Source organism: Acidimicrobiales bacterium (assembly GCA_035547835.1).
In the GTDB taxonomy this organism is placed as follows: domain Bacteria; phylum Actinomycetota; class Acidimicrobiia; order Acidimicrobiales; family Iamiaceae; genus DASZTW01.
The window spans coordinates 84132-103134 of sequence record DASZTW010000001.1; the positions used below are offsets into that span (position 1 = coordinate 84132).

General features: G+C 71.2%; 17 protein-coding genes. 7 read left to right on the forward strand and 10 right to left on the reverse strand.

Annotated features, from left to right (window positions below; all coding sequences use genetic code 11):
* Window positions 1-23: 23 nt before the first annotated feature.
* Window positions 24-1508 carry an FAD-dependent monooxygenase gene (locus VHA73_00415; GenBank protein ID HVX16468.1) on the reverse strand — a complete coding sequence of 495 codons (1485 nt, stop codon included), beginning with the start codon at window positions 1506-1508 and terminating at the stop codon, window positions 24-26.
* Window positions 1509-1650: 142 nt separating this feature from the next.
* A complete protein-coding gene (locus VHA73_00420) occupies window positions 1651-2265 on the reverse strand; it encodes a NifU family protein (GenBank protein HVX16469.1) in 615 nt (204 codons plus the stop codon).
* A 67-nt stretch (window positions 2266-2332) separates the two neighbouring features.
* Here VHA73_00420 and VHA73_00425 point away from each other — a divergent pair, with 67 nt between their 5' ends.
* Window positions 2333-3004, forward strand: coding sequence for a hypothetical protein (locus VHA73_00425; GenBank protein ID HVX16470.1), 672 nt, complete (start codon window positions 2333-2335; stop codon window positions 3002-3004).
* A 16-nt stretch (window positions 3005-3020) separates the two neighbouring features.
* On the opposite strand, the gene VHA73_00430 is transcribed toward VHA73_00425, so the two are convergent.
* From VHA73_00430 to VHA73_00440, 3 genes are all read right to left on the reverse strand, one after another.
* Window positions 3021-3797 (reverse strand): sterol desaturase family protein, encoded by a 777-nt coding sequence (locus tag VHA73_00430; protein HVX16471.1) that lies wholly within the window; start codon window positions 3795-3797, stop codon window positions 3021-3023.
* Window positions 3794-4543 carry a GntR family transcriptional regulator gene (locus tag VHA73_00435; GenBank protein HVX16472.1) on the reverse strand — a complete coding sequence of 250 codons (750 nt, stop codon included), beginning with the start codon at window positions 4541-4543 and terminating at the stop codon, window positions 3794-3796. The genes VHA73_00430 and VHA73_00435 overlap by 4 nt, the downstream gene beginning before the upstream one ends.
* A gap of 209 nt (window positions 4544-4752) precedes the next feature.
* Complete coding sequence (locus tag VHA73_00440) at window positions 4753-5583, reverse strand: undecaprenyl-diphosphate phosphatase (protein HVX16473.1); 831 nt, start codon at window positions 5581-5583, stop codon at window positions 4753-4755.
* Window positions 5584-5745: 162 nt separating this feature from the next.
* On the opposite strand from VHA73_00440, the gene VHA73_00445 reads away from it, so the two are divergent.
* On the forward strand, window positions 5746-6594 hold the full coding sequence (locus VHA73_00445; GenBank protein HVX16474.1) for a DUF3097 family protein: 849 nt from the start codon (window positions 5746-5748) through the stop codon (window positions 6592-6594).
* Window positions 6595-6646: 52 nt separating this feature from the next.
* Here the strand turns inward: VHA73_00445 and VHA73_00450 are convergent, their stop codons facing one another.
* From VHA73_00450 to VHA73_00460, 3 genes are all read right to left on the reverse strand, one after another.
* Window positions 6647-7576, reverse strand: coding sequence for a hypothetical protein (locus VHA73_00450; GenBank protein HVX16475.1), 930 nt, complete (start codon window positions 7574-7576; stop codon window positions 6647-6649).
* 97 nt (window positions 7577-7673) lie between these two features.
* Window positions 7674-10067: an SMC family ATPase gene (locus tag VHA73_00455; protein ID HVX16476.1), complete on the reverse strand. Its 2394-nt coding sequence runs from the start codon at window positions 10065-10067 to the stop codon at window positions 7674-7676.
* A complete protein-coding gene (locus VHA73_00460) occupies window positions 10067-11218 on the reverse strand; it encodes an exonuclease SbcCD subunit D (GenBank protein HVX16477.1) in 1152 nt (383 codons plus the stop codon). Before VHA73_00460 ends, VHA73_00455 begins: the two co-directional genes overlap by 1 nt.
* Before the next feature lie 409 nt (window positions 11219-11627).
* Here VHA73_00460 and VHA73_00465 point away from each other — a divergent pair, with 409 nt between their 5' ends.
* Window positions 11628-12218, forward strand: coding sequence for a transglycosylase family protein (locus tag VHA73_00465; protein ID HVX16478.1), 591 nt, complete (start codon window positions 11628-11630; stop codon window positions 12216-12218).
* 142 nt (window positions 12219-12360) lie between these two features.
* Here VHA73_00465 and VHA73_00470 read toward each other — a convergent pair whose 3' ends face one another.
* Complete coding sequence (locus VHA73_00470) at window positions 12361-14181, reverse strand: ATP-binding protein (GenBank protein ID HVX16479.1); 1821 nt, start codon at window positions 14179-14181, stop codon at window positions 12361-12363.
* A gap of 95 nt (window positions 14182-14276) precedes the next feature.
* Here VHA73_00470 and VHA73_00475 point away from each other — a divergent pair, with 95 nt between their 5' ends.
* A complete protein-coding gene (locus VHA73_00475; protein HVX16480.1) occupies window positions 14277-14999 on the forward strand; it encodes a crotonase/enoyl-CoA hydratase family protein in 723 nt (240 codons plus the stop codon).
* Window positions 15000-15191: 192 nt separating this feature from the next.
* On the opposite strand, the gene VHA73_00480 is transcribed toward VHA73_00475, so the two are convergent.
* Window positions 15192-15653: a hypothetical protein gene (locus VHA73_00480; protein HVX16481.1), complete on the reverse strand. Its 462-nt coding sequence runs from the start codon at window positions 15651-15653 to the stop codon at window positions 15192-15194.
* A gap of 35 nt (window positions 15654-15688) precedes the next feature.
* Here VHA73_00480 and VHA73_00485 point away from each other — a divergent pair, with 35 nt between their 5' ends.
* The 3 genes from VHA73_00485 (at window position 15689) to VHA73_00495 (ending at window position 18742) form a co-directional block, all read left to right on the forward strand.
* Window positions 15689-16627 (forward strand): cation diffusion facilitator family transporter, encoded by a 939-nt coding sequence (locus tag VHA73_00485; protein ID HVX16482.1) that lies wholly within the window; start codon window positions 15689-15691, stop codon window positions 16625-16627.
* 150 nt (window positions 16628-16777) lie between these two features.
* Window positions 16778-17872, forward strand: a complete 1095-nt coding sequence (locus tag VHA73_00490; protein HVX16483.1) for an S-(hydroxymethyl)mycothiol dehydrogenase — start codon at window positions 16778-16780, stop codon at window positions 17870-17872.
* 60 nt (window positions 17873-17932) lie between these two features.
* Window positions 17933-18742 carry a DNA-formamidopyrimidine glycosylase family protein gene (locus tag VHA73_00495; GenBank protein HVX16484.1) on the forward strand — a complete coding sequence of 270 codons (810 nt, stop codon included), beginning with the start codon at window positions 17933-17935 and terminating at the stop codon, window positions 18740-18742.
* The last annotated feature ends 261 nt before the right edge of the window (window positions 18743-19003 follow it).

The window sequence follows — 19003 nt, forward strand, 5'->3', positions numbered from 1 at the left end:
GTGCCGGGACCACAGTCCCGACATCAGGCCCGGCTGTGCGTCGGCGACGACGACCCGAACCACGTCGCCCGCGCCCGGGACAAGTCGGGATCTCCGACCTCTCCGGCCCACGCCACATACCCGTCGGGTCGGACCAGGACGGCCTCGGGCGGATCGACCTCCCCCACGACCGGTAACTCCCAACGACCGTCGCACGTGGCGTGGACCGTTCGGACCCGGTCGGCCCACGGCACCCCGTCGAGGCCGTCTCCGGCGTCGAACGCCACCAGGATCGGGCGCGCGTCGTGCAGGAGGTCGAACACCCGCCGTGGACCCTCGGCCGTCACCAAGTCGAGGTCGGGCATGCGTCGCCCGACGAGCGCATGCCCGCCGCCGAGGTCGTAGTGAAGGTCGAGCGCCGAGATCATCCCGGCGATGTGGCGGCGCGGCTCATCCAGCGCCAACAGCTCGGTCATCGTGTCGAGCAACGCTCGGTGGCGGTCGTCAGGTAGGCCGAGGGCCACTTGCGCCAGCGTGTTGCGCAGCACCCGCGCCCCCACAGGTTGGCGTTCGGCGTGGTACGTGTCGAGCAAGCTGTCGGGCGAGACCCCACTGACCACCTGGGCGAGCTTCCATCCGAGGTTCACCGCGTCCTGCACCCCGAGGTTGAGGCCCTGGCCGCCGTGCGGCGGGTGCACGTGCGCCGCGTCGCCCGCCAGCAACACCCGCCGGTCGCGATACGCGACGGCCTGGCGAGTCATGTCGGTGAAGCGGGAGACCCAGTCGACACGCTGCAGATCGAAGTCCGTGCCGTACACGCCGATCAGGGTGGCCCGCAGCTCGTCGACGGTCGGATCCCGGTGGTCGACCTCGCGCTCGGTCAGCGCGAGCCGGATCGGCTCATCCGGCTGGCGGCGACCGATCGCATGCGTGCCGGCGTCGTCGTGGCGGAAGCCGAACTCGGGCTCCTCGCCCATCTCGACCTCCGCGATCATCCAGCTCGTCGACGCGTCCGTCCCCACGAAGTCGATGCCGGCCGCCCTGCGGACCAGGCTGCGCCCTCCGTCGCACCCGACGAGGTACTCCGCCCGCAAGGTCGTCGGACCGTCGCCGCCGATGTGGACATCGACGCCGGTCTCGTCCTGCTCGAAGCTCTCCACCTCACGGCCGCGCAGGATCGCGACACCGATCTGCGCGACCCATTCGGCCAATATCCGCTCGAAATCCCGCTGCCACAACGCCAACACGTAATTGTGTCGACTCGGGAAATCGCTGATGCCCAGCGGGATGTGGGCAAAGCCGACGCCCGGGTGCGGCTCGCCCGCGGACACGAACCGGTCCGCCACGCCGCGCTGGTCGAGCACTTCGAGGGTGCGAGGGTGCAGCCCGCCCGCGCGCGAGCTCTCGAGCGCTTGGCTGGTTCGGCGCTCGACGACGACCACGTCGGTCCCAGCCAGCATCAGCTCCGCAGCCAGCATCAGCCCGACCGGGCCGCCGCCCGCCACCACCACCGAAGGTGAACGATCCACGTGCATCTTCTTCTCCCTCGCCGTCGCCAGCCCGTCAGGGCCTGACATAGGGAGTAATGGTCAACACACTTTGGGCGTTTGCAGCAAGCCCCCACCCCTGGGCTATATTGCTAATGACGGAGCGGGCGGGCGCCCTCGGGGATCAGTAGAACGGGTTTTCACCCGCGTCGTGATCCGTGACGTCGACCACGTCGGTCACTTCGGGGATGCGCTCTTTGATCGTGCGCTCGATGCCCTGCCGCAGGGTCATCGCCGACACGGCGCAGCCCTGGCAGCCGCCACCCATCGACACGAACACCCGGTCGCCGTCGACACCCTTGAACTCCGCGTAGCCGCCGTGCGCGTCGAGCGCAGGGTTGATCACCTGCTCCAGCAACGTGGTGACCTTCTCGGCGATGTCACCGGTGAGCTCGATGTCGATCCCCGCCAGCGGGTCGGGCCGGTTGGGGTTGCGCAGCACCAGACCCGCTTGGTCGGCGTTGCGTGGCAGGTCGAGCGTGGCGCCCTGCAATGGGTCGAGCGAATCGGCCGGCACGATCACCGGGAGGCCACCTTGTTCCGTGATCACGTCATCGTCGTCGGCCGAGCCGAGCTCTTCGAACGACAAGTCGTACGTGTACTCCGGCCCCCGCACGCCCGTGACCGCGATCCGCAGACCGAGCGTGTCGGCGCCGTCTTCGTTGGCGCGCAGCTCGAGGATCTTGGTGAGGGCCTGTTCGGTGACAGTGATGACGGGTTCCGTGAGGGTTTGAGCCACGGCCGCAAGGCTATCTTCGGTCGCAGGTGGCCCCACCGGGCCGCCGGCAGCAGGAGGCGACTCGTCCATGTTCTTCATCGTGTGGGGCTTCAAGTACCGCTGGTCGACGAAGCGGGAGCACACCGGCCAGTTCTTCTGCCCGGCGTGCGGCGGCGACCGCACGTGGGTCAAGTCGGTCGCCCGGCGCTGGTTCACGTTGTTTTGGATCCCGCTGTTCCCCACCGGCAAGCCGGCCGCCGAAGCCGTGCAGTGCGAGACGTGCAAGAACCGCTTCGAGCCGGGGGTGCTGCAGCAGCCCACCAGCACCGAGCTCAGCACCGAGCTGCAGGGGTCGATGCGTCTCGCCGTCGCCACCGTGCTTCGTGCGAGCGGCGGCTCCGGCGCCCCGGCAGCGGTCGAGGCGATCCAGCGCACCGGCTTCGCCGGCTACGACGACGCCGCGCTGGCACACGACCTTGCCAACCTCGACACCAACGAGCTCGGCCAACACCTGTCGTACCTGTCGGGTGCGCTCACCCTGCCCGGCAAGGAGCAGTTCCTCAGCTCGCTGGTGCACGTGGCCAACAGCGACGGCGGCGTCGAGCCGGCCCGCCCCGTCCTCGAACAGGTCGGCGGCGCGCTCGGGCTCAGCCCGGCGCACGTGGCGGGCGTGGTGCTGTCGCCCGCACCCGTCGCCGCAGCTGACGACGTCGCGGTGCCTCCCCCGCCGCCCCCGGCGCTGCCCGAGGACCCGAGCTGAGCCACCGGGGAGCGGGTCAGACCTCGGCAGGAAGCGACCGCGCCGTCTCCGACCGGGGCACCTCGCCCGGCACCGGCATCGTGCCGAACGCTTGGTCGGCGAGGTGGGTGGTGACGCCGAACCAGTACTTCTCGTTGCGGTAGTGGTGCAGCCGGTGGGTGCGGAAACGGCTGCGGAACCAACCGGTTTTCGGCCGGTAGCCGGTGTGCATCAAGTAGTGCGACCACTCGTACGCGGCCAACAACGCTCCGCCGGTCACTGCAGCGGTCGAGGTCAGGCGGCGGTCGGCCCCGGGGATGCACGCCCCGGCGGCCGCAGCACCGAAACCGATGAGCAAGGTTGGGAGCGGCACGAACACCCAGCTCAGGTCCTTCGGGTCCGCGTGGTGGATGCGGTGGTCGTGCGCCGCCACCGGGTCGATGGTGCGACCCCGCCACCGGGTGGGCCGACGGTGCAACAGCCGCGTGTGGATCACGAACTCAGTGAGAGGCTGGGCGGCGACCATCGCCGCCGCGACCGCGGCATCGCTGCGGCGCGGCTTGCCTTCCGTCGCCCGGCCGACCACGGCTGCGGCGAGAAAGCCGGCCATGAGGCGGGGCGTCGGCCGGCGGATGAACCACCGGGCGAGATCAGCAAGGTCGTTCGACGCCGGGCCACCGGGGCCGCCGACCACCAGCCGCGGCCGTCCCGATGAGGGCGGCTCGGTGAGCAGCGGGGCCCGCTGGACCCGAGGCGTCGTACCGGATGCGGGGTCCGGAGCCGGGCGGGGCGGCGGCGCGTCGGTGGTGGTCACGACGCAGCCCCTTCGGTCGCCGACAGCGACTCGAGCACAGACTCCATCGCCGCAGTCCCGCGGGCCAGCAACGCCCAGGCAGCGTCCTGCGCCGTAGCCGGATCACGATCGGCCACGGCCGCGACGATGGCACGGTGGTCGTCGAGGTCGCCGAACTCGTCGGCGAGGATGCCCGCCAACACCGGGAGGACAGGCTCGTAAACCTGGCGGAGGCTGTTGAACGCCAGGCGGTAGGCCACGTTGTCGGCGCCCTCCACCAGGCACTCCCAGAAACGAAGATCGCGCTCGGCGCGTTCCACCGTGTCGACCCGCGGGGTGGCGACGAGCTCGGCCAGCGCCTCGCGCAGCTCGGCGGCCACGGCGACCGAGGCCCGCTCGGCGCACCGTGCGGCGATGTCTGGCCCGAGCGTGGCTCGTAGCTCCATCACCGATCGGATCACCGAAGGGTCGGGAACGCCGTCCCGGCCGAGGAGGAGACGAGGCAGTAGGTCGAGGCCAGCGGCGTGGCGGAAGTCGCGCACGCGGGTGAGCCCGCCTTGGCGGATGTCGACGAGGCCGGCCTGGGCGAGGCGTTGCAGCGCCTCGCGCACGGCTTGGCGATTGACACCGAGCTGCTCACTCAGCGCCCGCTCGGCGGGGAGCGGATCGCCGGCGCTGACCTGACCTGCGCGGATCTCCTCGAGCAGCCGCTCGAAGACTTCGTCTGCCACCGTTCGGCGTTCGAGCGGTTCGAGTTGCAAGGCCATCAGCTGTCCTCTCGCTTCCGTTCCGCGCGGAAGATCCCACCGTCGCGGTCACCTTCTGCGCGCAGAAGGACTTGTGGCGGATCATCAGGTGGTCTGACCACTATGCCACTGGAGACCGACGAGGCGCAAGAACCACGACCAGCGCCGAGGCAAACAGACCGGCTGGCGGTCGCTGCTCCACTGGTCTGACCACTGAGTCCGCGTGAGGATCAGATCGAGGTGATCGTGTGCGACAGCAGCAGGCCGATCACGACGAGCGCGGCGATGACCCGGTACGGCACGAACGTGTCGATCCGATGGTGGCCCACGAACCGGAGGAACCAGGCAATGGCTGCGTAGGCCACCGCGAAGCTCACGACGATCCCGACCACCGTCGGGGCCGCGCCAACACCCCCGTGCTTGAAGGCCTTGGGCGCTTCGAGCCCGGCAGCGGCCACCAAGGCCGGGATCGCGAGGAAGAACGACAGGCGGGTGGCCGTCACCCGGTCGATGCCGCGGAAGAGCCCCGCCGCGATGGTGGCGCCCGACCGGGACACGCCCGGAATGAGCGCCAAACATTGCGCCACGCCGATGACCAGCCCGTCGATCACGGTGAGCGACGGTTCGCCGCGCGTCTGGCGAGCCGACGACTCTGACCACACCATCGCTGCGCCCCAGGCGATCAGCGCGGCGACCACCCACCACAAGTTGCGCAACGGCCCTTCGATCACGCCTTTGGCGGCCAAGCCCACGATGGCGATCGGGATCGTGCCGACGATGATCAGCCACCCCATGCGGTAGTGCAGCTCACCGCGGCGCTCCCGCTGGCGCAGCCCCCCGAACCACCCCTCGACGATGGCGACGATGTCGCGCCGGAAGTACCAGAGGGCGGCGATGATCGCGCCCACTTGGATCACCGCGGTGTAGGCGGTGACCGAGTCGTTGTTGACCTTCATCCCCATCAACTTCTCGACCACGGTCAGGTGGCCGGTGCTCGAGACGGGCAGGAACTCGGTCACGCCCTCGACGACGCCGAGAATGATCGACTGCCAGATGTGCACGAAGCGACTCCAACGGACCAGGCGGGAGCACGCTGGAGGTGCTCGGGGGCGACGGATGTGACTCTATTGGGCGGTGACGTCGCGGCCGCGCGCGGTGGCGTGGAGGCCAGGCGTGCTCTGATCCCCCGCAGCGGACCGGTTGACGGGTACGTTCACGGGACCGTGTCCCGCCCGCATCGCTACGCACCGCCTCCGGGGGCCGAACCGCTCGACCTCGACGGACCCCGACGCCGCCGCACGACGTACCCCGAAGTGGAGGCCCGACCAGGGCTGGTCGCCCAGCAGCGCGGCACACCGTTCGCCGGGGCCATCATCGAGGCCAACACCGAAGCGGTGCTGCTGCGCGACCGTCGGGGCGACGATCATTGGGTGCGCTACACGCCTGGCGGGTTCGAGGTCGACGGCGCGTACGTCACGCTTGTTCCGCCACGCGTCCGGCCGGGCGACGCGAGGCGCGCGCCGACGCGCACGACGTCGGGGTCGATCGCGGTCGAGGGCGGCGCGGCAAAGGTCGCCCGAGCCAGCCGCATCCTCGTGGAAGGCCAACACGACGCCGAGTTGGTCGAGAAAGTGTGGGGTGACGATCTCCGCGTCGAGGGGGTGGTGGTCGAGGAGCTCGGCGGCGCCGACCACCTGGCCGAAGTGGTGCGAACGTTCGGGCCGCGCCCCGGCCGACGCCTCGGGATCCTGCTCGACCACCTCGTCGACGGGTCGAAGGAGACGCGGCTGGCGGCCGCCGTCGACCACCCCGACGTGCTGGTGGTCGGGCACCCGTTCGTCGACATCTGGCAGGCCGTGAAGCCAGGCGCGATCGGCGCGGACACCTGGCCCGCGGTGCCGATCGGTGAGCCGTGGAAGGAAGGCGTGCTGGCGCGCCTGGGCGTGCAGGAGGAGCCGGGACGCTTCTGGAAGCGCCTGTTGGGGTCGGTGTCGTCGTGGACCGACCTCGAGCCTGCACTGATCGGCGCCGTCGAGCAGCTGATCGACTTCGTGACGGTTCCGGCGTCGTAGCCGGACCAGGCCCTGCTGTGAGCACTTGACCACCGTGGAGGTGGCTACGTGCTCACAGCAGCGTGGTGGTGGCCGCGGCGACGCGCAGGGCGCGTTGCAACACGTTGGTGTCGCCGAGCCGCCGACGGAGCTCGCGCTCGAGGCCGGCGATCGGGTACAGGTTCTGCGGTGCGCGGGCGTCCTTGTGCGGGCGCGAAGCGAAGCGGGGCAACGCCACGCCCAACTGGTCGGCCAGCCGGATGACCTGATCGAGCGGGCGATCGGCCGGCACCTCGGCACGCACCACCGCCGCCCAGACGTGGGTCCGCTCACCGGGGAGGCACACGTACCACGACCAGCGCCGCGACTGCCCGTCGATCAAGAAGACGGGGGTGCGCTCCCCTGCGGCAAGCCGGCCGACCACCGGCTGGAGCGGCTCGGGCAAGTACGAGCGATGATGCGTCTTGACGTAGCCGACCGCTCCCGGCATCCGGTGGCGAGAACGCAACGGGCCGTCGACCACCAGCAGCTCACCCGGCGGCGCGCCGACGCTCACCTCGTGCTCGAGCTCGGCCATGGCTCCTTGCAGCGCCACGCTGAGGTGATCGGGCCCATCGGCCGCAACGGGTTGGTGCACGAACGTGCCGTGCGACGTGACCACCGGGCCGGCACCCTCCACCGGCGCGAACAGCGCCCGACGGACCATGGCCGACTCGATGGCGGCCCGCCCGTCGCACACGACCACCCCGGCCGCGTAGCTGGCGCAGATCCCTTGGCGGACGAGACCGTCCGCGCCCGTGATCCAGACCCGCGCCTCGATCCGGCGGACCCCGTCGACGAAGCGAACCGGGCCTTCGGGCGGACCGCCCGCGGCTGCGATGGGCGCCCAGCCCGCCGGGGCGACCTCGACGGCGAGGTCGACCGGCTCGCTCGCCGCCTCCGGCCCCGCCTCATCGACCGACGCGCCGTACTCCGGCGCCCACGTCTCGACCGCGAACTTCACGCCTCCACCTCCGCCGTCGGTGCCACCGACCGGCGCGCCACACGACGTGCCCGCCGGCCCGTCCGCTGGCCCAGCCGACGGCTGACGCCAGGACCGGTCAAACCACGACCTTCTCGACATGCGATCCCGCCGGGTCACGACGCACCTCGAATCGGACGGGCACCCGCTCGGCCAGTTCCGGTACGTGGCTGACGAGGCCCACCATGCGGCCGCGCGAGCCAAGCTCCTCGATGGCGGCAGCCACCACATCGAGCGTGTCGGCGTCGAGCGTGCCGAAGCCCTCGTCGAGGAAGATCGACTCGATCCGGGCGGCACCGTCGCTGGCCAGCGACCCCACCTGATCGGCCAGGGCGAGCGCCAGCGCCAGCGACGCCAGGAAGGTCTCACCGCCCGACAACGTGCGGGCGGACCGATTTTCGTCGGCATTGCGATGGTCGACCACCACGAAGTTGGACTTGTCGTCGAGGGTGAGCGAGTACGCCCCGCCGGAAAGGGTGCGCAGCGTCTCCGTTGCACCGACCGTGAGCTCCGCCAGCGCCTCGTCGAGCACCCATTTCTCGAAGCCGCGGGCAGACAAGTGCTGACCGAGGGCCCGCGCGAGGTCGGCCGAACGCTCCGCCTCGTGGCACTGGGTCCGGAGATCCGCTGCCCGTCCGGCATCGCGCTGGAGCCGTTCGAGCCCGGCACGGCTGCGCTCGGTGCCGGCCGCCGCAACCCGCGCCGGATCCTCGCCGGTCGCGAGTTGCAGGCCGTGCTCAGCGAGTGCCGCGGCCGCCTCCGAGCGGATCGCCTGCGCCTGCCCTCGCGCGGCTTCCACGCGCGCGCTCGCTGCGTCGGCCGCGTCGCGGGCAACGGGGAGCCGCTCAGCCACCCACGCCTTCAGCGCCGACCACGCGGCCGCCAAGTCGGCGCGATCGGCCGCCGGTGGACCCAAGGAAGCGACGGTGTCGCGGACGCGGTCGAAGGCGGCGAGGTCATCGCGCTGGGCGCCCTCCAGCTCCCGCACCCGTGCTTGCGCTTCGCTCTCCGCCCGGCGAGCGCGGCGCGCGTGCGCTTGCGTCGCCGCGACCGCCTCGTCGGCGGCGACGACCTCGTCGATCGCGGTGCGCAGCGCGGCGAGGTCGGGCCACGCCGCCACCAGTGGTTCGAGCCCGGCGACCCGGCTCAGCGCCTGCGTCAACTCGGTGTCGGCGCGCACGTGGTCGCGCTCGGCCTTGGAGTGGCGACGCCGAGCCTGGTCGCGTGCGGACGTCGCTTGCTCGGCCGCCTCGCGGGCCGCCGCGACGGGATCACTCCCCGACGGCCCTGCGGACGGCAGGGCGGCCACTTCCTGCTCGCACACCGGGCAGGCCTCGCCCACCACCAAGTGGGCGGCGAGGTCGCGGGCACGATGGCGCCACTGCGCTGCCTCGAGCGCCGCGGCTGCGTCGACCATCGCGGCCTCGGCCTCCGCCAGCTCGCGGTCGGCGTTCGCGACGGCTGCTTCAGCGGAGGCCACGGCGGCCTCGGCAGTGTCGCGAGCTTCGCCCACCGCCGCCAGCTGCTCGTGGGCCTGGGCTGCCCGCTCGAGCTCGCTGCGGTCAGCCAGTACCGCGCGGGCCGCGGCTGCGGCATCGCTCGCCGCCACCGCGGCTTCATGTTCGGCACCGGCTTCGTCCAGCGCGGCGCGCGCCGCAAGCAAGTCGGCGGACCGCTCGGCTACCCCGGCCGGGACCTGCACCGACGCCAGCAGGTCGACGTGGTCGTTGGCGGCGCCAGCAGCCGCGACGGCGGTCTGGTGGTCGCTCGCCAGCTCGGTCAGCTGGGCCGCCCAGCCGTCGGCCTTGGCCGCCAGCGCCTCGCGCGCGGCGAGCTCGGCTTCGGCTGCGGCCACGGCTGCTGGGGTCGCGTCGGCCAGCGCCTCGAGCTGGCCCGACAGCTGGTCGAACGACCGGCGCGCCTCGGCTTCTCGTTGTCGGGCGACCGAGGCCATGCGCTCGTAGAGGCCGAGATCGAGGAGCTTGATCAGCAGGCCTTGGCGGTCGGCACCACTGTCGTGCAGGAACGAAGCGAACGCGCCTTGCGGGAGTACCACGCACTTGACGAAGTGCTCGTAGCCCAGCCCCAGCAGGTCGGTCACCGAGGCGGTGAGCTCATCGGCGGTGCCGGCGAGCACCTCGCCATCACTCGCCCGCACCAAGCGGGCCTCCTTGGTGGTTGCGCCGGCCCTCGTGCGCCGCACGACCCGCACGGCGGTGAACGACTCGGCGCCGACGGCGAAGTCGAGCCGCACCTTCGCCTCGCTGGCGCCGAGGGCGATGATCGGCGCGACGGCACGCCGATCGAGCCGCGGGATCGAGCCGTACAGCGCGAAGACCATGGCGTCGATGAGGCTCGACTTGCCGGAGCCGGTGGGTCCCACCAGCGCGAACAGCTCGACCCCGTCGAGGTCGACCACCGTGGGTCGCCGGAACACGGTGAAGCCCTCGACTTCGAGGCGGCTGGGGCGCATCAGCCGGCGACTTCCTCGTGGACCTCGCGGAACAGCGCTTCGAGCGCGGGATCGACGACGTCGCGGCTCGCCAGGTAGTCGGTGAACAGCTCGCTGGGCGACCGGCCCCGGCGTGACGGCGTGGGCGGCGCGGACCCCCGCTCGACTCCGGGCGGTTCGACGAGCACGTCGACGGCATGCGGAAACAGGTCGCGCACCTCATCGGCGAGGCCTACCCGCGCCGCCGACCGCACGACGACCTTCAGGTAGTCGTCACCCGTGGTGCCGGCGAGCGCCTCCAACTCGGCGACGGTCCCGGCGATGGTGCGAAGCCGGCGGCCGGTCTCGAGCTCCACCGCGCGGACCTTCACGGGCACGCCCGCCATCGCGTCGATCACGAGCACGCCCTTGCGGTCGTCGACCTCACCGAAATCGAGCTGGAGCGGCGACCCGCAGTAGCGGATCGGACACGGCCCCGGCACGACCTGGGAGCGGTGCAGGTGGCCGAGCGCGACGTACTGCGCGGTGGCGGGGAAGCCCAAGGCGCCGACTTCGTACTCGAACACGGTGTGGGCGGCCCGCTCCCCGCCTCCGAGCAGGCCGCCCTTCACCGTGAGGTGGGCGGCGACGAGGTTCACCGTGGTGGGCTCGAACGACTCGCACAACTTGCCGAGGATCGAGCGGACCCGGCTGTCGTAGCTGTGCTGGTGCTGATCGTGGTCGTTCTGCATCAACGCGTCGGCCGTGACGACGTGGCGCTGGGACAGGAACGGCAACACCGCGACCTTCGCCTGCTGCACGCCGTCGCGGGTGGTGATCTCGATGACGCCTCCCTCATCGGCCGGAAGGAAGAACGGTCGGGTGACGACATGGCCGAGCTCGAGCAGCGGCTCGACCGCCTGCAAGCGGCGGGCGTTGTCGTGGTTGCCCGCGATGACCACCACGGTGGCGCCCGTGGCGGCGAGGGCCAAGAGCGCTCCGTACACGATGCGCTCCGACTCGGGGCTAGGCGTGGCCGTGTCGAACAAGTCGCCACACACCAACACGACATCTGCCCGCTCCGCCTCGGCGATCCCGACGATCTCGGCGAGCACCGCCCGGTGCTCGCCGGCCCGGCTCCTGCCCCGCAACAGGCGGCCGACGTGCCAGTCCGACGTGTGGATGATCTTCACTCCGGCGATGGTATCGACGGGGTCCGACAACTTCGGGAATCCCTTGCACAGCAAGGCATTCCTCACCACCCCGATGGCCGTGTGGCAACGCCGTGGACGGTGGTCGGGACACGCAGGAGGCCGGTCGCCCCACCACTGGCGCGGGCGGGAGAGCGACGAACGGCCGCTGGTTGCGCGAACAACCACTTCTGGTCAGGTGTCACGTGATCTCATCCGACGCCAGAAAGCAAGTTACAGTTTCGTTGCTTTCGCATGACGCAACCGTCGCGGACCGACACACCACCCGGGCCACAGGCCCACCGGTCTGAGCGATCGCAACCGGCACAGAACTGACACGCCGGCCCGCCCGTCCCTTCTGGATCGCCCGATCCTGCGCGCGTGCCGTCGCGTCAGCGGAAGGAGCCCCCTGATGCACCGCTATAGACGCACCGCGACGCTGGCCGTCGCGGTCCTGGCGCTGATCGCCCTGGTCGGCGCCGCTTGGAACTTCCCTGCCGCGTCGGCCGAACACGAGGCCAACGTCGGCACCGCGGCGCTGGCCACGCCGACCGGCGCCCCGTACCTGGTCCGCACCGGACCCGATGGCGGCGACGTGCGGCTGGCCAACCTGGCCGCCGACCTCCACTACCACCAGGTTGCCGCGTTCTTGCTGGCGGCCAAGGCCAACGCCGACGCCCGGGCACGAGCCCAGGCAGCCCGGTCCCGCGCCAACCAGGCCCGGCACTCGTCGAACCGCATGGCCGGCACCTCGACCGGTCACGCGTGCGGCGGCGACCTGCCCCCCTGCTGCGTGATGATCCGTGAATCGCACGGCAACCCCACGGCCGTGAACTCCAGCTCCGGCGCGTCCGGCAAGTGGCAGTTCATGCCCGGTACGTGGAACAACTACGGCGGCTACTCGAGCGCCGCCCAGGCCCCGGAGTCCGTCCAGGACGCACGGGCCCGCCAGGTCTACGCAGGTGGCGCTGGAGCCGGCAACTGGGCCGGCCCCGGCTGTTGAACCCGCCCGCCGGCACCCTTCCGCGGCTGCCGGCGACCTCGCTGGGGGAGAGGGTCGTGGGCCACTGGCCTGCGGCCCTCTCGCCGTTTTCGGGCCGCCTGAGAGGCCGGTCGACCGACCTCGCTCAGCGGGCGACCTCCGCTCAGCGAGGCAGGCCGGCGAAGGGATCGTCTGGCTGGTCGGAGGGATCGACCCTCGGGTTGTCCTGCGCACGTGCCTCCGCCGAGCGTGTCGCCCAGGCCGGGAACGGGAACTGCACCAGCAGGGGCACGGGCAGCTCGGGCTGCGACACGAGCATCGTGCCCGGTTTCAAGATGGTCGACCGTTGGCGCTGCACCTGCGGCAAGAAGCCGTACTCCCCGCGGCTGGACTCGGCCGCATCGAGCCGGCCGACGATGCGGATCGCCGAGTTCGCCACGATGCGCCGCTCGACCTCGCTGGCGGTCTGCTGGGCGCCGATCAAGATGATGCCGAGCGATCGGCCACGCTCGGCCACGTCGAGGAGGATCTCCTTGATCGGGCTCGACCCCTCACGGGGGGCGTACTTGTTGAGCTCGTCGAGCACCACGAACTGGAGCGGGCGGGCCTGGCCCGACTGCTCCTTGTCGCGGAAGGCCGCTCGGAGCACGACGCCGACCACGAACCGCTTGGCGCGGTCGTTGAGGTTGTGGAGGTCGACGACCGTGACCTGCTCCTCGAAGGAGATCCGATGGCGTTCGGGGTGCGGCACGCCCGACCGGACCAGATCGCGCACGTGCGGGACCGCGGCCCACAACCGGCGGATGAACGCGTTGACGGTGCCGGCACCGACTGCGCGGCCCGACCAACGCTGCGCCTCGATCGGGTCCTCGTCCTCCAACTTGTCGCAGATGTGCTCGACCAGGTCGTGGAACGTGCGGACGGTCGCCCCGTCGATCCGCACGGCGCCGTCGTCGCCCACCCGCTCGGCCTCGGTGAGGCGGAGCGTCACTTGGAACACCACCATCGTGTACTGCTGGCGCTCGTCCTCCGCGTCGGCGAACAGGAACGGCAACAGCTCCTGCTTGCAGAACTCGTGGAGAGTCCAAAAGAACGACGTCACCCCATGGGTGCGGCTGGCGACGTCGGCCACCGCGTGGGCGTCGTCGCGCCGGGGCGGGGCCAGCACGCCGACGCTCGGGAACGCCCCCGGGGCGAGGCCGAGGTGGCGGTAGCGCTCCGCCTCGGCTGGCGCGAGGGCGGCGTTGGGGTGGTCGAGGAACAACAGGTCCTCGCCCTTGACGTTGAAGATGAGTGCCTTGGTGTTGACGGCCTCGGGGCCCAGCACACCAGACGTGAACAAGCTGAACAGCAAGAAGGTGGCATACGTGGTCTTGGTGGCCACGCCAGAGATGCCGCTGATGTTGACGTGGGCGCCGCGGGTGCCATCGACGAACTCGAGGTTCAAGAAGAACGGCTCGTCGTCGCGGGACAGGCCGGCCGGGAGGCGCCGTTCCATGCCGTCGAAGAACAACGCCTGGTCGCGCCCCGCGCCCGCAGCGCGACGCACCAGGTCGCCTGGCCGCGGCGGCACGAACACCTCAGGCTCGAAACGGGTCGCCTGGATCAGGGCGGCCTCGCTGATCTCGGCGGGCAGGACGCCCTCGGCGATGAGGAAGACGTCGCTGTCGAAACGGGCGCCCTCGTGGCGGGCACGGACCTGGGCGACCATGCCGTAGATCCGCACCGGATCGCGGCCGGGCAGCTCACGCTCGAGGGCGACCACGTCGTCGAGTTGGAGGAACTGGCCGGGTTCGACGGCGACCCAGAACTCGAGCGGGGTCGCGTCGTCGGTACCGATGACGCGACCGACCGCGTCGCCCAGCTCGTCGGGCGGGCCCGCGCCGGCGGGGTGGTACAAGTCGTCGCCCAGCTGTTGCGGCGGGCCCGCGCCGTTCAGCTGTTCCGGGTCGCTCCCCGCGTGGGTCCCCTCGGCCTCCGCCATGGCCCCGGACCCTACTGGCCGCCTCCGACAACCTCCCTGCCGCGAGGGTCACGGTGGGGATGGGGGACGCGGGCGGACCGGTAGGTTGCGGGGCCATGACCGATCAGCCGGGATCCACCGCCCCCACCTACGAGCTGCGCGACGGCGTCGCCGTGATCACCCTCGACGACGGCAAGGCCAACGCCATCGACTTCGCGTTGCTCGACGCGGTCCACGACAACCTCGACCGTGCGGCCGACGAGGCGCGCGCGGTCGTCATCGCCGGCCGTCCGGGCAAGTTCAGCGCGGGCTTCAACCTGGCGCTGATGACCGAAGGCGTCGACACCATGCGTGAACTGGTCACCGCCGGTGCTCGGATGCTGATCCGGCTCTACGGGTTCGAGCTGCCGACGGTGACGGCGTCGGACGGACACGCGCTGGCAGCCGGCGCGCTGTTGTTGTTGGCGGCCGATGTGCGGATCGGTGCGGCCGACACGCCGTCGAAGATCGGCCTGAACGAGGTGGCCATCGGGATGCAGCTTCCGGTCTTCGCTGTCGAGCTGGCGCGGGCGCGGATGCCCAACCCGGCCACGCTCGAGCGGGCCACCGCGCAAGCCCAGCTCTACGACCCGGAGGGGGCGGTCGCCGCGGGCTACCTCGATCGCGTGGTGCCGTCGGCGTCGCTGCTCGACGAAGCCATGGCCGAAGCCACCCGGCTCGGCGAACTGCGCACCGGTGCGTACCGGGTGACCAAGCAGAACCTCCGCCGCCAAGCCATCGACTACATGGAGGCCACGCTCGCGCCGGACATGGCAAGCCTCACCGGCCCCGCGACCTGACCGCCCGACACCCCACATCACCAGCCCGCCCCCCGACCCCGAAGCTGCGTCACCAGGTCCGCGGCCCAACCGCCGGGCACGCCGCCGCAACGACTCCACCCGACCTCCTGCAGGCCGCACCTTCTGACACCCCATCGGTCCCAGGACTGGCACGGATGCCGCGGAGGGGCCGGTGTCGCGGAGGACTCGGTCTCAGTCGGCGCTGCGGGGGCGGAAGGGGCGGGGCTGGCGGCCGATCTCGATCTGGCCGATGATCTCGCGCCCGATCCAGCGCAGCACCCACACCTGGTCGGCGGTGCGCGGCGGCGCGGCGAGGTGACCGCTGCGGCACCACTCGTCGAGCTCGTCGAGGATCAACATCATGCGGGCGATGCGCGTGGCCGCCTCGATGCCGACGTCGAGCTGCAAGTCGGCGTTGTCGGCGTGCGCAGCCTCGGCTTGCACCACCTGCCCGCCGAGCACGAACCGGGGTCGTTCGATCAACTCCTCCAGCGCGTCGCCGAGCTCGACGAGCCGGCGGGGCACTTGCGTGGCGTCGATCTTCTCCAGCGCGCCGAACACAGTGGCGAACCACTCGTTGAGATCGGCGAGCACCTCGATCGGCGCGTCGACGAGGAGGACCGGTCGGCGGTCTCCTGGGGTCGACGCCGGCATGTCCGCTGATCCTACCGACGTGCGATCCTGAAGGCATGGGGATCGGCGATCACCACCATGGCCCCGCGGTCCCGCCGCGACGTGCCGACCAGTGGCGGTCGCTTGCCTGGGCGCTCGCCTTGAACAGCGCGCTCCTGCTCGCCGAAGTGATCGGCGCGCTCGTGTTCGGCTCGCTGAGCCTGCTGGCCGACGGCGTGCACATGCTCACCGACGTCGTGGGCCTCGGCATCGCCGCAGCCGCGTTCCGGCTCGCCGAACGCCCCGCCACCGATCGGCACTCGTACGGCCTGCAACGTGCAGAAGTGCTGGCCGCGCAAGCGAACGGCGTCTTGCTGCTCGGCGCCAGTGTCGTGATCGTGGTCGAGGCGATCGGTCGGCTCGGTCGGGGCCACCACTTCGACGGTTGGCCCACGTTGGGGATCGCGCTGGCCGGTCTGGCCGCCAACGTGGTGAGTGCTGCGCTGGTGGCCCGCCACGCGGGCCGGTCGCTCAACTTGCGCGCCGCGATGGCGCACTTGGCGGCCGACGCGGCCACGTCGGTGGCGGTGGTCGTCGCGGCCGGCGCCATGCTCGTGTGGGGCGCCACCTGGCCCGACCCCGTGATCTCGCTGCTCATCGCGCTGGTCGTGGTCTGGACCGCCTGGGTCCTGCTCCGCGACACCACGCACGTGCTGCTCGAGGGCACCCCCCACCACCTCGACCCCCACGACGTCACGGCCGCATTGGTGGCCGATCCAGCGGTCGAGGAAGTGCACCACCTCCATCTGTGGGACCTGGCGTCAGACACCACCGCCTTGTCGGCCCACGTGGTGCTGGGCGGCGAGCTCACCCTCCACGACGCGCAACGCCACGCCGACCGCCTCAAGCGCCTGCTCGAGGAACGGTTCGGTGTGGCGCACGCGACGCTCGAAGTCGAGTGCCACCCGTGCGAGCCGACGTCGTCGGAGATCGGCCCACACGGGTCGGTGCACTAGACACCCGAGCGGCAGGACCGGCGCAGCTCGCCCCGCCCGGCCCCGTAACATTCGCCCACAAGGACTCGGGTTCGTCGACCGCAACCGACCCCGGGACCGGAGTCCACGAACCCCGTCAGATCCGTGCAGGATTCGCAAGAGGAGCCCGTCATGAGCGAGGTCGGCGGCCAGGACGTCCGAGGGGTGGTCGCCACATCGGCGGGCGCCCCGGTCGAGGTGGTGACGATCCACGTGCCCGATCCAGGTCCCGGTGAGGTCGTCGTGCAGGTGCAAGCGTGCGGGGTCTGCCACACCGACCTGCACTACCGGGAAGGCGCGATCAACGACGAGTTCCCGTTCCTGCTCGGCCACGAGGCCGCCGGCTGTGTCGAGTCGGTGGGCCGTGACGTGACCGATGTTTCGCCGGGCGACTTCGTGATCTTGAACTGGCGCGCCGTGTGCGGATCGTGCCGGGCATGTCGCACCGGCCGGCCGCAGTACTGCTTCGCCACCCACAACGCCGCCCAGAAGATGACGCTCGACGGCACGGCGCTCACCCCCGCGCTCGGCATCGGCGCTTTCGCCGAAAAGACGTTGGTGGCCGCCGGGCAGGCCACCAAGGTCGACCCCGCCGCCCGGCCCGAGGCCGCCGGCCTGCTCGGCTGCGGGGTGATGGCCGGCCTCGGCGCGGCCATGCACACCGGCGACGTGCAACCGGGCGAGTCGGTGGCCGTGTTCGGCTGCGGCGGTGTGGGTGACGCGGCCATCGCGGGCGCGCGCCTCGCCGGCGCGTCGACGGTGATCGCTGTCGACCTCGACCCCCGCAAGCTCGAGCTCGCCACCGGGTTCGGTGCCACCCACACGGTCGACGCGTCGAGCACCGACCCGGTCGCTGCGATCCAGGCCCTCACGGGTGGTAACGGCGCCGACGTCGTGATCGAAGCGGTCGGCAACCCCAAGGTGTTCGAGCAAGCGTTCTACGCCCGGGACTTGGCGGGACGCCTCGTGCAGGTCGGCGTGCCCGACCCAGCCATGAAGATCGAGCTGCCCATGATCGACTTCTTCGGACGCGGCGGCGCGCTGAAGCCGAGCTGGTACGGCGACTGCCTACCGAGCCGTGACTTCCCCACGCTCATCGACCTCTACCTCCAAGGACGCCTCGACCTCGACCGGTTCGTGAGCGAGACGATCGACCTCAGCGGAGTGGAAGATGCCTTCCACCGCATGGAGGCCGGCGAGGTGCTCCGATCTGTCGTGGTGTTCTGACGCCACGCATCGGCCCGATCCGTCTGGCCCGACGGCGGCTCCGGACGCGACCATCACCACGTGCCCGAAGGCCACACCATCCACCGCCTCGCCGCCGAGATCGACCGTCGCTTCGGCCGCCGTCCCGTCGCGGTATCGAGCCCGCAGGGTCGATTCGCCGACGGCGCCGCCCTGCTCGACGGACGCAAGGTGGTCTCGGCCGAGGCGCACGGCAAGCACTTGTTCGTGCGGTTCACCGGCATGCAGTACCTGCACGTCCACCTCGGGCTGTACGGCAAGTTCGACCTCGGTCGGACGCCGGCGCCTGATCCGGTGGGCCAGGTCCGGCTCCGCATGGTGAACAAGACCTCGTGGGGGCACCTCCGAGGCGCGACCACCTGTGAGGTGCTCGACCCCGACGGCAAGGCAGCGGTCATGGCGCGCCTCGGCGATGACCCCCTCGACCCCGGCGCGGACGGCGAGATCGCGTGGCGCAAGATCAGCCGCAGCACCACACCGATCGGCGCACGTCTGATGGACCAAGCGGTGACACCAGGCGTCGGCAACGTCTACCGGGCAGAAGTGCTGTTCCGCGCCGGGATCGACCCTCTGCGCGAGAGCCGTTCGCTGACCCGCGAGGAGTGGGACGCCATCTGGGCCGACCTCGTCGGACTGCTCCGCGAAGGCGTGCGCACCGGCCGGATCGACACGGTGCGGCCGGAGCACGAGCCTGAGGCGATGGGCCGGCCGCCCCGCGTCGACGACCACGGCGGCGAGGTCTACGTGTACCGGCGCCAGGGACAGCCGTGCCATGTGTGCGGTTCCGAGATCCGCACCCGCGAGCTGGCCGGACGCAACCTGTTCTGGTGCCCGACCTGCCAGCGCGCCTGACCCGCCGGCCCTGATCTTGGCCGCAGCGCACCGCGGTCTGCTGACCACGGAACGTAAGGAGCGGACGGGCTGAGGAACGGTCCCGATCGCGTCGGGTACCTGGCCCCGAACGCAGAAAGTGCCGGGCCTTCCGCCAGGCCCGGCACCTCCCACCCGACGGGCAGATGGGCCCATCAGCCTCCTGCCGTATCGAGACCTTCACCGGCCCGCCCGCAGCCGGTGAAGGTTTCGCGTCGAACGTTGACATTGTTACCCCGACCG